Source organism: Tateyamaria omphalii, from assembly GCF_019802125.1.
GTDB classification, from domain to species: Bacteria; Pseudomonadota; Alphaproteobacteria; order Rhodobacterales; family Rhodobacteraceae; genus Tateyamaria; species Tateyamaria omphalii_B.
Genome location: NZ_JAHVHT010000007.1, coordinates 40043 through 54751, shown reverse-complemented (window position 1 = coordinate 54751; position 14709 = coordinate 40043). Strand labels below are relative to the sequence as shown.

13 protein-coding genes are annotated in these 14709 nt (G+C 63.4%); 8 read left to right on the top strand and 5 right to left on the bottom strand.

Going from position 1 to position 14709, the window contains the following annotated elements; translation table 11 throughout:
• Window positions 1–81 precede the first annotated feature (81 nt).
• The 3 genes from crtD (at window position 82) to KUV51_RS20950 (ending at window position 3420) form a co-directional block, all read left to right on the top strand.
• Entirely contained in the window at window positions 82–1620 is a 1539-nt protein-coding gene (gene crtD / locus KUV51_RS20960) for a 1-hydroxycarotenoid 3,4-desaturase CrtD (RefSeq protein WP_222523413.1), read from the top strand.
• Window positions 1617–2489 carry a carotenoid 1,2-hydratase gene (crtC, locus tag KUV51_RS20955; protein ID WP_222523440.1) on the top strand — a complete coding sequence of 291 codons (873 nt, stop codon included), beginning with the start codon at window positions 1617–1619 and terminating at the stop codon, window positions 2487–2489. Before crtD ends, crtC begins: the two co-directional genes overlap by 4 nt.
• Before the next feature lie 199 nt (window positions 2490–2688).
• On the top strand, window positions 2689–3420 hold the full coding sequence (locus tag KUV51_RS20950) for a leucine-rich repeat domain-containing protein (RefSeq protein ID WP_222523412.1): 732 nt from the start codon (window positions 2689–2691) through the stop codon (window positions 3418–3420).
• An 82-nt stretch (window positions 3421–3502) separates the two neighbouring features.
• Here KUV51_RS20950 and tspO read toward each other — a convergent pair whose 3' ends face one another.
• The 3 genes from tspO to KUV51_RS20935 are packed head-to-tail and all read right to left on the bottom strand — an operon-like array spanning window position 3503 to window position 6578.
• Window positions 3503–3985, bottom strand: a complete 483-nt coding sequence (tspO, locus tag KUV51_RS20945; RefSeq protein WP_222523411.1) for a tryptophan-rich sensory protein TspO — start codon at window positions 3983–3985, stop codon at window positions 3503–3505.
• 5 nt (window positions 3986–3990) lie between these two features.
• Window positions 3991–5025 carry a 15-cis-phytoene synthase gene (crtB, locus tag KUV51_RS20940; protein ID WP_222523410.1) on the bottom strand — a complete coding sequence of 345 codons (1035 nt, stop codon included), beginning with the start codon at window positions 5023–5025 and terminating at the stop codon, window positions 3991–3993.
• Between the two features lie 14 nt (window positions 5026–5039).
• Window positions 5040–6578, bottom strand: a complete 1539-nt coding sequence (locus KUV51_RS20935; RefSeq protein ID WP_222523409.1) for a phytoene desaturase — start codon at window positions 6576–6578, stop codon at window positions 5040–5042.
• A 97-nt stretch (window positions 6579–6675) separates the two neighbouring features.
• Here KUV51_RS20935 and crtA point away from each other — a divergent pair, with 97 nt between their 5' ends.
• The 4 genes from crtA to bchO all read left to right on the top strand — a co-directional run bounded on the left by crtA (window position 6676) and on the right by bchO (window position 11046).
• Complete coding sequence (gene crtA, locus KUV51_RS20930) at window positions 6676–7383, top strand: spheroidene monooxygenase (protein WP_222523439.1); 708 nt, start codon at window positions 6676–6678, stop codon at window positions 7381–7383.
• Complete coding sequence (gene bchI / locus KUV51_RS20925; RefSeq protein WP_222523408.1) at window positions 7380–8387, top strand: magnesium chelatase ATPase subunit I; 1008 nt, start codon at window positions 7380–7382, stop codon at window positions 8385–8387. The genes crtA and bchI overlap by 4 nt, the downstream gene beginning before the upstream one ends.
• A gap of 145 nt (window positions 8388–8532) precedes the next feature.
• Entirely contained in the window at window positions 8533–10176 is a 1644-nt protein-coding gene (locus KUV51_RS20920; RefSeq protein WP_222523407.1) for a magnesium chelatase subunit D, read from the top strand.
• 3 nt (window positions 10177–10179) lie between these two features.
• Window positions 10180–11046, top strand: a complete 867-nt coding sequence (bchO, locus tag KUV51_RS20915) for an alpha/beta fold hydrolase BchO (protein ID WP_222523406.1) — start codon at window positions 10180–10182, stop codon at window positions 11044–11046.
• A 106-nt stretch (window positions 11047–11152) separates the two neighbouring features.
• On the opposite strand, the gene KUV51_RS20910 is transcribed toward bchO, so the two are convergent.
• Together KUV51_RS20910 and KUV51_RS20905 are read right to left on the bottom strand one after the other, a co-directional pair.
• Window positions 11153–12214 carry a ParB/RepB/Spo0J family partition protein gene (locus KUV51_RS20910; RefSeq protein ID WP_222523405.1) on the bottom strand — a complete coding sequence of 354 codons (1062 nt, stop codon included), beginning with the start codon at window positions 12212–12214 and terminating at the stop codon, window positions 11153–11155.
• Window positions 12211–13515, bottom strand: a complete 1305-nt coding sequence (locus KUV51_RS20905) for an AAA family ATPase (RefSeq protein WP_222523404.1) — start codon at window positions 13513–13515, stop codon at window positions 12211–12213. Before KUV51_RS20905 ends, KUV51_RS20910 begins: the two co-directional genes overlap by 4 nt.
• A gap of 488 nt (window positions 13516–14003) precedes the next feature.
• Between KUV51_RS20905 and KUV51_RS20900 the strand changes: the two genes are divergently transcribed.
• On the top strand, window positions 14004–14687 hold the full coding sequence (locus KUV51_RS20900; RefSeq protein ID WP_222523403.1) for a hypothetical protein: 684 nt from the start codon (window positions 14004–14006) through the stop codon (window positions 14685–14687).
• Window positions 14688–14709 lie beyond the last annotated feature (22 nt).

The following is a 14709-nucleotide window of genomic DNA, read 5'->3' as shown; positions in this document are numbered from 1 at the left end:
CGGATAATTGTCACGCTGGCGCTACACCAAAGTGTAAACCATACTGGACATATGCGGTATCACGAGTCAACATGTCCGCCGATGACTCATGTCAATCCACCTAGCCCCCAACGCGCCGTGATCATCGGCGCGGGCATCGCCGGGCTGGCCTGCGCGGTCAGGCTGCGGGCGGCTGGATTTGCAGTGACACTGCTGGAACGGCACGGAACGGTGGGCGGCAAAATCCGCACCCTTCCCTCTGCCGCTGGCCCCATCGACGCCGGGCCGACGGTGCTGACCATGCGCCACGTCTTCGACGACCTCTTCGCGCAACTCGGCACACGGGTCGAAGACCACGTGACCCTCATCAAACAGGACGAACTGGCCCGCCACTTCTGGCCCGACGGCAGCACACTCAGTCTCCACGCAGACGAAGAGCGCACCATCGGCGCCCTCCGCACCTTTGGCGGAAACGAGGCCGTGGCGGATTTCCTCAAGTTCTCCAAACGCACGCGGCAACTCTTCTCCGCCTTCGACGCGCCCATGATGCAGGCGCCCGAACCCAAGCTGGCAGCACTCACCAAACACGTCCTGCGCCAACCCCACCTCATCCCGGCCATGGCGCCGCTCTCAACGCTGAAAACCCTGCTCAAACGCAGCTTCCGCGACCCGCGCCTGCGCCAGCTCTTTGGCCGCTACGCCACCTATGTCGGCGGCAGCCCAACCCACGCCCCCGCCATCCTGTCTCTGATCTGGCAGGCCGAAGCGAACGGCGTCTGGGTGGTCGAGGGCGGGATGCACAAGCTGACCCAAGCGCTTGGCACCCTCCTCGACCAACACGGGGTCGAGACACACACGGGCGCCCATGTGGACCGGATCGAAATCCAGAACGGACATGCAAAGGCTGTCCACTTGGCAAACGGCACGCAAATCCCCTGCGACGTCCTCATCCACGCAGGTGACCCCCGCGCACTGGCAACCGGCGCCCTCGGCTCCGGCACAAGCCATATCGCCTCGCAAACGGCCAAGGCCAAACGCAGTTTCTCCGCCCGCGTCCTCAGCTTCGCGGCCAAGCCGCAAGGGCCAGACCTCGCCCACCACAACGTCTTCTTCGCCGCCGACGCGACTTCCGAATTCAACGACCTCATGGCAGGCCGGATCCCGGCCCACCCGTCTTTCTACATCTGCGCCCTCGACCGCGGCCACGGCCCCCACACGCCGCAGCTCGAACGGTTCGAAATCATCACAAACGCGCCCGCGACAGCGGACACCTCGACGGAGGATCTCTCCCCATGGCTTCATCAGATCACGCACCAGATGGCGCAACACGGGATCAGCTTCAGCCCGACCCCGGACACGACAACGATAACGACGCCCCAAGCCTTCGCGCAGATGTTCCCCGCGACGCAGGGCGCGCTCTACGGCCAGACGCCCCACGGGCTGACAGCCGCCCTGCAGCGCCCCACAGCCCGGACGCAAATCCCGAACCTGTACCTGGCAGGGGGCGGGACGCACCCAGGGGCGGGTGTGCCCATGGCCACCCTCTCCGCCCGGCACGCGGTCGAGGCGATCTTGAGCGACCAAATTTCAACGTCGATGTCGGCCCCAACGGCTATGCCTGGTGGTATGTCGATGGGCTGAGCGATTGCGGCACCCGCGCCGTATCGGTCATCGGCTTCATCGGCTCGGTCTTTTCGCCCTGGTACCGCTGGTCCGGGCGCAAGAACCCGCAAAACCACGTCTGCATCAACGTCGCCACCTATGGCAAAGGCGGGCGGTTCACGATGACAGACCGGGGCACCTCGGCCCTCCGCCAAACCGCCTCACGGTTCGAGGTTGGCCCCTCCATGATGCGCTGGGAAGACGATCAACTGATCATCGACATCGACGAAATCTCCTCCCCGCCCCTCATCTCCCGTATCAAAGGCCAAATCCGCATCCTCCCCTCGGCGCTCACAAACGTCGAGCTTGCCCTCACCGACGACAACGCCCATATCTGGCGCCCCTTCGCCCCACGCAGCCGTATCGAGGTCGACATAGACCGCCCCGGCTGGCAGTGGGAAGGCGAAGGATACTTCGACGCCAACTTCGGCACCCGCGCGCTGGAAGAGGACTTCAGCTACTGGACCTGGGGCCGCTACCCAACCGGGAACGGCGCCACCTGCTTCTACGACGCCACGCGGCTCGACGGCTCCGAACTCGCCGCCGCCTTCCACTTCGACGAACAGGGCCAGGCCACCGACATCCCCCTGCCCCCAAAGGCCCCGATGCGCCGCTCCCTCTGGGCCGTCAAACGCGAGACCCGCGGCGACGCAGGGGCACAGGCGCGCCAAGTCCAAAACATGCTCGACGCGCCCTTCTATTCCCGCTCAGCGGTCGAAACGACACTCAACGGAGAACGCACCAAAGGCGTACACGAAGCCCTCGACCTGCGCCGTTTCCGGTCACCCCTGATCAAACCGATGCTGGCCGTCCGGGTGCCACGACGCGCCAAATGGACCTTCTCGTGATCCCGTAGGGTGCGCATTCACTGCGCACCAACTTCCTCACGGCGACACACTCCGCCGTCCCGATGCAGGTCACCATAGTTCCAAATTTCGTTCTCAAAATTGCCCCGATTCTCTCGTTGGTTGAGACATCACAGCCATGCCGATCCGCCACGCACGCCGCACAGCATCAGGGGTCGGGACATTCTGAGGGGTACAGACCATGAAATCTCGACTGATCGGCGCAGCCGTGATCGCCGCACTCACCTTCGTGGTCGTCGATCATCTCAATCCAACCTCGCAAAAGGATCTGGCGCAGATGCTTGCCGCACCAAGTGCACAAGCAGACCTTCCGCCAAAAAGCCGGGCGTTGCTCGACAAGGTCGCACCCGAAGCAGCACCAGAAGAACTGGTCGACTGCACCGACATGGGCAAACCCGGCGTCATCATTGGCCGGTTCTGTCGCCACTTCGACTCTTACAGTGTGAACCTGAGGTTTTCCGAGACGATCCCCGTCAGAGCCTTGCGTCAATTGCCCAATTTGACCGAGATAGACGCGCAAAATGCGCGTTGGGCCAATCTGGAGCCACTCGTCGAATTTCCGGGCCTGACGTCTCTCAATCTCCAGGACGCCAAAGTCAAAGATGTCTCTAACCTTGCCTCTTTTCCACAACTCGAAACGCTCAACCTAGCCAATACAGGTGTCACCGACCTTGCATCGATTGCCGAATTGTCTCAGCTCAAGACCCTATCGCTGACCGGGTTGCAGATCGCTGATCTGACACCCTTGCAGGGCATGACCAGCCTGCAAGAACTATACCTGCGCGGAACGCCGGTGACCGACCTTTCGCCACTGGCGAGTATGACCAATCTGAGGGTGCTTGATCTTCGCGACACAGCGGCAAGCGACATCACGCCCGTAGCTGCCATTGAAAGTATATCAATCAGGCAATAACCGATGTCATCGATGCGAAACCCGGCATCCATCTCATCGTGCAAGTGATCTGAAATCGGGCCGGGCCGGCCCGATTCATCGCTCATTCCGCCGCGACAGACCTTTTCGCCGCCTCGTCACGGTTCAACCGCCACACTTCGGCATTCAGCGCTGCCGCAATGGTCACCCAAACCAGATACGGCACAAACAGCATCCCGGCGAGCGCATCGACCTGCCACAGCGCCAGCAGCGCGCTCAGCACCGTCACCCACAGCACGCCAATGATCGCCATGCCCAGACGGATGTTCTTCAGCCCGAAAAACACCGGCGTCCACAATCCGTTGAACGCGATCTGCATCGCCCAGAACGCCATGGCGATCCCGTTGCCTTCGGCCATCGCAGCCCGCGCACCCGCCACGGCCATGCAGACGTAAAGCACCATCCATGTGACGGGAAACACCCAGTCCGGCGGGGTCCAGCTTGGCTTGTTCAGATTGCGATACCACTGCCCCGGCGGGAACAGTCCACCGGTCACACCAGCCCCCAGACAGGCGGCAAAGAAGATACAGAAAAGCAGCCAGAACATGGCAGCTAGGTAACGCGGGCGCGCGTACCGATCAAGCTCGCGCGATCCGCCTGCCGTTTCGCTTCCAAAGCGGCAAGCGCTTCAAACAGGCTGTCGCTCCGGCTCGTCCGCGCGCCTTTCGCTGCCGCATCGACCAGGAACTGCACCTCGGGTAACGGCTTGGCATAAAGCACCGCCGATTGCGGCATGACCGTGCTCGTGGCGCTCAGCGTCACCGACTGCGCCAACCACCCCAGCTTCTGCGCTTTGCTGGTTCGCGCACGCGCCGAGATGCTGTCATATCCCATTCCTGTCAGCCGCCCGCCGATGCCTGCATAGATAAACCGCGCCGCATAAATGCCGGGTCGACAGGACGCAGGCAGCGCCGCAATCCCCGCTTCGGACCTGTAATAGAGCCGGTTTGCCTCCATCACGAGCCGCTTGGTCATCGCCCGCACCGCCTTGGTCGGGCGCGGATCGGCAAAGAACCCCTCGGGCGTCATCCCCGCCTCCGCCAGCCAGTCGGTCGGCAGGTACAGCCGCCGCTCCAGCGCATCCTCGCCCACGTCGCGGGCAATGTTGGTGAGCTGCATCGCCACGCCCAGATCACAGGCCCGCGCCAGCGCATCCGCATCACGCACGCCCATCAGCACGCACATCATCGCACCGACGGCCGAGGCCACCCGCGCCGAATAGTCCTTCACGCCGGAGAGCGTCGCATAGGTCCGCCCCTCGGCATCCCAAGCCAGCCCTTCCAACAGCGCATCCGGCAACGCCCGAGGCATATCAAACTGCTCCACGACAGCAGCAAAAGCCCGGTCAGCAGCAGCATCCTTCGGCGTCCCGGCATAGACCAAATCCAACCGATCCCGCAGCCGCAACACGGCCTCCACCTTCTCGGCTTTCAGATCGACCTCGTCATCGGCCAACCGGCAAAACGCGTAAAGCGCAAGCGCCGGATCCCGCACACGCTTCGGCAGCAGCTTCGAGGCCGCATGAAACGACAACGACCCATGCCGGATCGCCTCGGTACACGCCTCCAGATCACGCGGATCGATCATGGTTGCACCACCCCTCACGTCACCGCATCCGGCACCAATTGCGCCAGAACCTCCGCCGTCGAAATCACACCGGGCACACCCGCACCGGGATGGGTCCCGGCACCCACCAGATACAGCCCCTCAGCCTCCTCACTCACGTTATGAGGCCGGAACCAGGCCGACTGCAAAATCCGCGGCTCAATCGAAAAACCAGCCCCATGGGGCGACAGGTACCGATCCCGGAACGTCTCCGGCGTGAACACCTGCTCGGTCGAAATTTTCGACCCTAACCCCGGCAAAAGCTGGTCCTCCAGCACGTCCAAGACCTTCGCCTTATAGGCCTCCGCCTCCGTGCTCCAATCCACACCGCCATGGCCCAGATGCGGCACCGGGCTCAGCACGTAAAACGTATCATCACCCTCCGGCGCGACACTCGGATCCGTCACCGAAGGCCGATGCACATAAAGGCTCATATCATCCGACAGCTTGCCCTTCATGAAGATGTCATGCAGCAACCCGGTGTAGCGCGGCCCGTTCAGTATGGTGTGATGCCCCACATCCGCCCACTCACCGCGCGTGCCCTTCGTCCCGAAATACCAGACAAACAGGCTCATCGAATACCGAGTCCGCTTCAGCTTCGCCGGCGTCCACCGCTTCTTGGGCAACGCCCGCATCAACCGATCATAAGTGTGGCCCGCATCCGCGTTGCTGACGACCACATCGGCCCCCAGCTCCAGCCCGGACTCCAGCCGCACTCCACGCACACGCCCGTCCTCAACGACGATCTCATCGACCGTGGTATCCATCAGCAGCGTCCCGCCCTGATCTTCCACCACATCCGCCATCTTGCGCGCCATGCCAGCCAGACCACCCATGGCGTAATGCACGCCAAACTGCTTCTCGAGGTAGCTGACCAGAATATACATGCTGGTCACATGGGTCGGGTCACCGCCGATAAAGAGCGGATGAAACGAAAACGCCATCCGCAGCTTCTCATTCCGGAACCGCCGTGCGGCATGGGCATAAACAGACCGATCCGCCCGCAGCATCCCAAAGGTGGGCAAAACCTTCACCAACTCCCAAAGCTGGTGCATCGACCGGCGGCCCAGATCCTCGAACCCGAACCAGTACCGCTTCGCCGAATCCTCCAGAAACCGATCAAAGCCTGCCACATCCCTCGGCTCGATCTTGGCAACCTCGGACCGCATCGCCTCGGTATCATGCTGAGCCACAAACGTCGTCCCATCCGGCCACCGGATCTCATAGAACGGGTCCAACGACCGCAACTCCACATCATCCTCGAAGGACCGGCCACAGGCCGCCCACAACTCACGATAAAGCTGCGGCACCGTGACAATGGTCGGCCCCAGATCAAACCGATGCCCGTCCTGCCAAATGGCCGATCCACGGCCCCCCGGCACGTCCAGCTTGTCGATGATGGTGACGGTATAGCCCTTGGCACCCAGGCGCATGGCCGCAGCCAATCCACCCAGCCCCGCACCAATCACAATGGCGCGGTTGCCCACAAGTTTCCCCACTCGGGCCTTCGATTCGATGGGATCAAGGCGTGTCATCTCCCACCAACAATAAGAGTGTCTAGTTTAGTTGACAATTTCTTTTCGACGGATAGGCTGAAAACCGTGCCCAAGTGCACGCTGCCAGTGCGAAATGATGAACCAGACAACCACCATATCCTTCTTCCGCTTCCCGCGGTGGCGCGACCGGGCATGGGCGCTCACCATGATGGGCGGCGCACGGCTGGCAATGTCCCGCGTGCCGGACCTCGGCTTCTGGAAACTCTGCGGCTCCGGCACGGGCGAAGGGTTCACACCTGTTCCCAACACCGAGGTCTACGCCATCCTCTGCACCTGGCCGGACGAAGCAACAGCCCGCACAAGCATCGCAGAAACCCGCATTTTCCAACGCTACCGCGCCCGCGCGGCCGAGCACTGGACCATCTACCTCTGCCCCACCTCCGCCCGCGGCGCATGGAGCGGGCAAAACCCGTTTTCCCCAGTATCAGAGCCTGCTTCAGGCCCTCTGGCGGCCCTCACCCGCGCCACAGTCAAACCCCGCGTCGCCGCGAAATTCTGGAACCGCGTCCCCGACATCTCCGCCATGATCGGCAGCGACCCCAATGTGGTGTTCAAGATCGGCATCGGCGAGGTGCCCATGCTCCACCAAGTCACCTTCTCCATCTGGCCCGGCGCACAGGAAATGGCCCAATTCGCCCGCCACAACGGCCCGCACGCCGAAGCCATCAAAGCCGTCCGCGACGGCGCCTGGTTTCGCGAGGAACTCTACGCCCGCTTCACCATCCTCGGCGACAGCGGCACATGGGGCGGCACCAGCCCGCTCGAAGGACTGCAATTGCAATGACGAAAACGCCCTTCCCTTTCTCCGCCATCGTCGGCCAGGACGACATGAAACGGGCCATGATCCTGACGGCGATCGACGCCGGCATCGGCGGTGTTCTGGTGTTTGGCGACCGGGGCACCGGCAAATCCACCGCCGTCCGCGCGCTGGCCGCCCTTTTGCCCCCGATCACGGCCGTCGAGGGCTGCCCGATCAACGCGGAATCCCACGCAGAATGCCCCGAATGGGCCAGTGTAGAGACGAAAAAGACGCGGAAAGTGCCAACCCCGGTCATCGACCTGCCGTTGGGCGCCACCGAAGACCGCGTGGTGGGTGCTTTGGACATCGAACGCGCCCTCACCCGCGGCGAAAAGGCATTCGAACCGGGCCTCCTCGCCCGCGCCAACCGCGGCTACCTCTACATTGACGAGGTCAACCTGCTCGAAGACCACATCGTCGACCTCCTGCTCGACGTCGCCCAATCCGGCGAAAACGTGGTCGAACGCGAGGGGCTCAGCATCCGCCACCCCGCCCGCTTCGTCCTGGTCGGCAGCGGCAACCCGGAAGAAGGCGAACTCCGCCCCCAACTCCTCGACCGTTTCGGCCTGTCGGTCGAGGTGCGCAGCCCCAATGACGTGGCCGAGCGGATCGAGGTCATCAAACGCCGCGACGCATTCGAAAGCAATTTCGACGCCTTCATGGACAAATACACCAAGGAAGACGCCAAGATCCGGCGCAAGATCCTCGCTGCGCGCAAGCTCCTGCCCCAGATTGAGACGCCGGACGACATCCTGCACGACTGCGCCGAGCTCTGCATCGCTTTGGGCAGCGACGGCCTACGCGGCGAACTAACGCTCCTGCGTGCCGCCCGCGCCCTTGCGGCCTATGACAAGAAAAAGGTGCTCACCCGCTCCCACCTCAAGGCCATCGCCCCCATCGCCCTGTCACACCGCCTCCGCCGCGACCCGTTGGACGAGGCCGGCAGCACCACCCGCGTCACCCGCACGGTCGACGCCGTACTCGCATGATGGCCCGGGCGGAGGACACCTCCGCCTTACGCCTGCCCCCGCACCGTAGGGTGGGGTTCACCCCGCCAATCCCCCGCCAAGGTGCGCCAAAAGACACACCCCGTAGGGTGCGCATTCACTGCGCACCGAACCCCCACCCGATCCCATGACCGCAGACACCTGGCATAATGCGGCCCTCGCCCTCAAACTCCTGGCCCTCGACCCCGCAGGCCTCGGCGGCGCCGTCATCCGCATGCGCGCCAGCCCCGACCGCGACGCCCTGCTCGCGGGCTTTGCCCCTGCCCTACCCATCCGAAAACTCCCCATCACCATCCCCGACGACCAACTCTTCGGCGGCATCGATCTCACAGCAACGCTCTCATCCGCGCAACTCATTGAAAATAAATCATTTTTCTATGATCCAGTGATCGCCCAAATCCCCATGGCCGAACGTTGCCCCCCTGCCCTCGCCGCCAAACTCGCCCAAGCCGCAGATCAGTCTCTAACACAGGGCTTTTTGCTGCTCGACGAAGGTATCGAACCCGACGAACGCACCCCCGACCCCCTCGCCGACCGCTGCGCCTTCCACCTCGAACCACAGGGCCGAAACGCACTTGTCCCCGCGGGGACAACCCAATCTGTCCCCACGGGGACAAAAGTCGAAACCAGCGACGCAATCATCCAACTCACCCTGCTCGCCACCCGCTTCGGCATCGCCTCCCTCCGCGCCCCAACCCTTGCCCTGCGCACCGCCCGCGCACACGCCGAACTCATGGGCCGAGACCACCTCACCGACACCGACCTGGAGATCGCCGCTACCCTCGTCTACCCCCACCGCGCCACGATCATCTCCGAGGAAACGGAGGAGCCAGAAAGCCCCCCTCCCCCACCGGAAGATGACAGTTGTCCCCGCGGGGACACATCGGAGAGTGACACCATCCCCGACACCGAAATTCTGGTCGAAGCGGTCAAATCCGCCCTCCCCCCGGACCTGCTGAACGGACTTGTCCCCGCGGGGACAACCCGAAGATCCGGCGGCGCCGGTGCGGGGCAAAAGCGCACCTCCAACCGCCGAGGCCGTCCCCTGCCCGCGCGGCCCGGACGCCTCGACGGCACTTCCCGCATTGACCTGATCTCAACCCTCCGCGCCGCTGCCCCCTGGCAACCGCTGCGCCGTACACAACAACCGGATCGCACCGGGCTCCTCATCCGCCCCTCCGACATCCGCCTCAAGCGCTATGCCGAGCAATCCGACCGCCTCCTGATCTTCGCCGTCGACGCCTCAGGCTCCGCCGCCATGTCCCGTCTGAACGAGGCCAAAGGCGCCATCGAACTCCTGCTCGCCGACGCCTACGCCAGCCGCGACCACGTCGCGCTCATTGCGTTCCGAGGCGCCGAAGCCGAAACCCTCTTGCCACCCACCCGCTCACTCGTACAAACCAAACGCCGCCTCTCTGCCCTGCCTGGCGGCGGTGGCACACCTCTCGCATCGGGCCTGCAACACGCTCTCCTCCTCGCCCAGCAAAGCGGCGCGAAAGGGCTCACCCCCACGATCATCCTGATCACCGACGGGCGCAGCAACATCGCCCTCGACGGCACCGCAAACCGCGCCCAAGCGGCCGAGGACGCAACCGCCATGGCAACCGCCATCCGCGCCTCCGGCACAGCCGCTCTGGTCATCGACATGTCCAACCGCCCACAACGCGCGCTGCAGGATCTCAGCCAGGTTATGGATGCGTCTTACGTGCCACTGCCACGCGCCGACGCGCAGAGGCTCAGCGGCGCCGTGACAGCCGCGCTGAACGACTGACCGATGGACTGGGCGCAGATCGATAGTTGGCCAAACGCCCACCTGTCCCGGCGGGGACAAGGGCCGGTGCACCGCTGGCACATTCAGGAGGCAGGAAACGGCGAGACCTTGCTGCTGCTCCATGGCGCGGGCGCCTCGTCCCACAGCTACCGCGACGTGATCCCGCAATTGGCGAAAGACTTCCACGTCGTCGCCTTGGACCTGCCAGGCCACGGCTTCACGCAACTCGGCGCGCGCCATCGCTGCGGGCTGGACGCCATGGCGATAGACATCGCCAAATTGTGCGCACACGAGGGATGGAATCCAGCCGCGATCATCGGCCATTCAGCAGGCGGCGCGGTGTCGCTGAGGCTGGCCGAAAACGATCTGTCCCCGCGGGGACAAACCCCGGTGGTCATCGGGATCAACGCCGCCTTGGAGCCGTTCAAAGGGCTGGCCGGCATGATGTTTCCAGCGATGGCCAAGGCGCTGGCGGCGGTGCCGTTCACCGCCGCGTTGTTCTCTGGCACGTCTTCGAAACCCGACCGGATCAGAGCGCTGATCAGCGCGTCGGGATCTGAGTTGGACCCGGAAGGTCTGGACCTTTACCGCCGCCTTGTGGCCGACCGGAACCACGTGGATGGCACACTTCTAATGATGGCGCAGTGGAAGCTGAACCCGCTGCTCGACCGGCTGAACGATCACCCGTCGCGGATGCATTTCATCATCGGGGACAAGGACAAGACGGTGAGCCCGCAGGTGTCCGCGAAAGCGGCGGCCAGACTGCCCGCAGCGCAAGTGCATCACCTGACGGGCCTGGGGCATCTGGCGCATGAGGAGCGGCCTGAGGAAACGGCCGCGCTGATCCGGGATATTTTGAAGCGAGAGTGACGCGAAAATCGGTTTGTCCCCGCGGGGACAGATGGGTCGCGACATGAAAAAGCCCGCCGGAATTGGCGGGCTTTTTTGATGTGTCCCCGCGGGGACAAACTCAGGTTCAGAGGTCGAGTTGATCCAGAAGGGCGCGCACGGCGGCCTCGAGCTTGCGGGCATCGACAGCGCCGAAGTCGCGGTTCATCTGCAATTCGATCTTGCCTTTCGAGCCGATGACCTTGGCGGCGCCGGACTTGCGATTGAGCTTGATCGTTGTCTTGGAGGATGTGGAAGGCGCCGCCTGTTCGCTGACCGGTTTGGGTGCCACGACCTTGTTCAGCACGGCCAGTTCGGCAACCGCATCGGTGGGTTTCTGGTGCTCCAGCAACGCACTGAGGTGATAGGCAGCGCGGGGTTGATCCTCGAGCGTTTTGACCAGCTTGAGGCCGAGGGCACGAGGGATGGCTTCGGGGTATTGGAGCAGGTGGCCCAGCTTGTCCATCAAGAGACTGAAACTGCCTATATAGTGACGCTTTTGCCGTCCAGCGGAGGCGAAGAGAACGGCGATGGCGTCGTTCACCTCAAGGTCCATCTGGCGGGCGTAACTGGCAGCGAGTTGTCCCATCTCGGCAAAGGAGATGTCGCGCCGAACCATGTTTTCGTCGACCATGCGGCGGTAGAGCTTTTCCAGCGCCTCGCCCTTGGCCACGAGCACGGCAGGGATGGTGGCGTAACGCTCATCGCCCGTTTCCTTGAGCAAGGCCTTGTAGGCGCTGAGACGGCGGAAGCCCTGAATCAATTCATAGCCATCGCCGGTGTCTTCGACTTGGATCGGGTTCGACAGGCCCAGATCGCGGATCGAGGTTTTGAGTTCTTCGAGGTCTGGGTCGCGGTTGGTGCTGCGGTCACGGGTGAGTTTGCGCATCGCCACGTCCCCGAGGGGAACGCGTGCCACAATCGCTCCGTCCCTTTTTAGAGACACATATTCGTGGGCGAGCCGGTCATTTTCGGCGCGGATTTCCGCCTCGGCCGATTGGCGTTCTATCAGGGCGTCGGCGTTTTCCGAGATGGCGGCGGCCATTGGGCCTCGTCGCGTTTCGGGGGTGGATGCTTCGGGCTGTTCCACATCCGGGCTGGGGCCCGCATCGGGCTCGAAGTCGATGTCGAATACGCGGCGCTTGCTCATGCCTCATCCTCCAATTTGTCCCAGGCTTCGCCCAGATTTGTTTTGAATTCTTCGTAAGCCCGGTCGAAGGACGCGCGCGCGCGGCGCCAGGTTTCGCGGGTCATGTCCCGGTAATCTATTTCGTAGATGCTGCTCAGGAACCGCCCGGATTGTTCGACGGCGCGGGTCATTTCGATGGGGTGTTCGCAGACGCGGTCGCCAAAGACTTTTTGGAAGGCGCCTTGCATGGCGCGGTGCAGGTCATTGCCCGGCTCATAGCGGGTGAGCAGGAAGCGGAGGTCCAGGAAGGATTTGGGCAGCGTCATTGTCCCCGCGGGGACAAGGCCGTTGAAGCGGCTGAGATCTTCGAGTGCTTCGGAGAGCTGGCCGATGAAAGACGTGGTGGAATCGTATTCCCAGTAACCGGGGCCGGATGGGATGTAGAGCACGTCGGCGGCGAAGACCGCGTTCATGGACTGGTAGCCGATGGCGGGCGGGCAGTCGAAGAGGATGAGGTCGTAGGTGTCGGGCGCGATCTGGTCGAGGAAGCGCGAGACGGCGGCAAAGAAGGACCATTCGGGGTTGATGTGCCGGTATTGGGCGGAGGCGAACTCGACAAAGGCGGCGTTGGCGCAGGATGGCACGATGTCGATGGTGGGCCAGTTCGTTGGCTTGATGAAGTCGGAGGCGCGCAGGTCATTGAGGCCCATGTCCGTGATCGCGGCGGGCAGTTTGCGCTGGGGCAGGGCGGTGCCGGATTCCGCGCCCCGCAGGGCGGAGTTCATGCGGTCCGTTTCATGGCCCAAGTCGCGCGCCATGATGCCCCAGACGGTGTATTCCTCGGCCACGTCCGAGAGGCCCATCGAGTGGCTGAGCGTGGCCTGTGGGTCGAAGTCGACGCAGAGGACGCGGTAGCCGTCGAGGGCCGCGGCGTGGGCGAAGTGGAGCGCGGTGGTGGATTTGCCGGCCCCGCCCTTGAAGTTGGCGATGGCGGCGCGGATCGCGCGTTTGTTCGCCGGGCGGTAAGGCATGAGCGACTTGCGGTTCACCTTGATGCGGCGGCGCAGCTCGTTGATTTCTTCGAGGGAGTACCAGCGTTGGCGGCCGTCTTCCTCGACCGTGCCCTGGGGCAGGGAAGGGTCGGCGGCGAGGCGGCCGCGCAGGGTGCTTTGGTTGGCCTTGAAGATAAGCTCCGCCACCTCCCAGCTTGAAAAGCGGCGGAGGGTTTTTTCGCTTTCGGGGGAGTAGGTTTGCTGGCGGATAAAGCCCTGCATCTTGAGGGATTGCGCCTGAAGCTGGGCGAGGTCTGTGTGCGTGAACATGCGCTGCCTGTGGTTTGTCCCCGTGGGGACAGGTTGGTTTTTTGTCCCCGTGGGGACGTTAATTCTGCTCGTTTCCAGATTTACGCCGATTTTGCGGAAAAAGCAAAAGCGGATTAATGTTGTCCCCGCGGGGACAGATCGGGCTGTGCGGTCAGGATATGGTCATCTGTGCCGTGATTCTGTGATGGCTGCGCCCAATGGGTCGTGAGACCAGATTTTGGGGGACAGTTTTCGACAACCCCCCATCTATTGGGTGACAGAAGGCGCAAAATAGGGGACAGTCAGGATGTCCCCCAATACCATATCTACCTGTTTTTCATTTGAATTGGGTTTGGGGTCGAGGACTTATCCACATCGACCCTTGACAGAATCGACGCTTGGGACGCAAATCAGGGGCAGAGACGGAAAAGCGGCCAGTATTGCGGAAAAACAACCGTCGGCAGGTGATGTTCGGTCTACCGGACAGTTTCGAGAAAATGAGGGCAGGGATGCAAACGCTGAGGCCGGTGGGCCGGGGCGCGTCTGCGCGCAAATATGATATTCTGACAGCTTTGGGTGCGTTCGCGTTGGCGCAGGGTAAGCATGAGCAGCGGCGGGTCTTGCGACTGATGACGCTGATCACGGCGCGCTACAATTGGGCGCGCGATGAGCTGGCCGTGGGGCAGCGCGAGATTGCGCGGCTGTGGTCGGTGGACGAACGCACGGTGAAGCGCGAGATGGCGCTGCTGCGCGCGCGCGGCTGGCTGGTTGTGAAGCGGCAGGGCGCGCGGGGGCGTGTTTCAGAACATGGGTTGGACCTGGAGCGGGTGCTGCACGATACGGAAGCGTATTGGTCGGCTGTGGGGCCGGATTTCGAGTTGCGGATGGGGACTAGCGAGGCGGAGGCGCCAAAAGTGGTGCCTTTGCCCGTGAAGGGGGCTGTTGTGGCGCCGGACGTGTCCAAGGGCACGGAGTGGGCGCTGGCGCAGGCGGTGCTGCACGCGGAGGATGCGGGGATCTATGCGTCCTGGCTGGCGGGTCTGGAGCGGGTGGAACGGGCAGGGGGGCGGTTGACGCTGCGCGCGCCGTCGCGGTTTCACGGGGCTTACGTGCAGACGCATCTGGAGCGGCGGGTGCTGGCGGCGTGTCGGGAGGTGGATGGCGATGTAAGCGAGGTGCGGATCGTTGTGTGAGTTGGTCGAGCACCTGCGGCTG

Coding starts and splice junctions, on each gene's coding strand:
- KUV51_RS20935 (WP_222523409.1), bottom strand. CDS start 6,578: ATGACACGCCTTGATCCCATCGAATCGAAGGCCCGAGTGGGGAAACTT.
- KUV51_RS20905 (WP_222523404.1), bottom strand. CDS start 13,515: ATGTTCACGCACACAGACCTCGCCCAGCTTCAGGCGCAATCCCTCAAG.
- KUV51_RS20920 (WP_222523407.1), top strand. CDS start 8,533: ATGACCGCAGACACCTGGCATAATGCGGCCCTCGCCCTCAAACTCCTG.
- tspO (WP_222523411.1), bottom strand. CDS start 3,985: ATGTTCTGGCTGCTTTTCTGTATCTTCTTTGCCGCCTGTCTGGGGGCT.
- bchO (WP_222523406.1), top strand. CDS start 10,180: ATGGACTGGGCGCAGATCGATAGTTGGCCAAACGCCCACCTGTCCCGG.
- KUV51_RS20950 (WP_222523412.1), top strand. CDS start 2,689: ATGAAATCTCGACTGATCGGCGCAGCCGTGATCGCCGCACTCACCTTC.
- bchI (WP_222523408.1), top strand. CDS start 7,380: ATGACGAAAACGCCCTTCCCTTTCTCCGCCATCGTCGGCCAGGACGAC.
- crtD (WP_222523413.1), top strand. CDS start 82: ATGACTCATGTCAATCCACCTAGCCCCCAACGCGCCGTGATCATCGGC.
- crtA (WP_222523439.1), top strand. CDS start 6,676: ATGAACCAGACAACCACCATATCCTTCTTCCGCTTCCCGCGGTGGCGC.
- KUV51_RS20900 (WP_222523403.1), top strand. CDS start 14,004: ATGCAAACGCTGAGGCCGGTGGGCCGGGGCGCGTCTGCGCGCAAATAT.
- crtB (WP_222523410.1), bottom strand. CDS start 5,025: ATGATCGATCCGCGTGATCTGGAGGCGTGTACCGAGGCGATCCGGCAT.
- KUV51_RS20910 (WP_222523405.1), bottom strand. CDS start 12,214: ATGAGCAAGCGCCGCGTATTCGACATCGACTTCGAGCCCGATGCGGGC.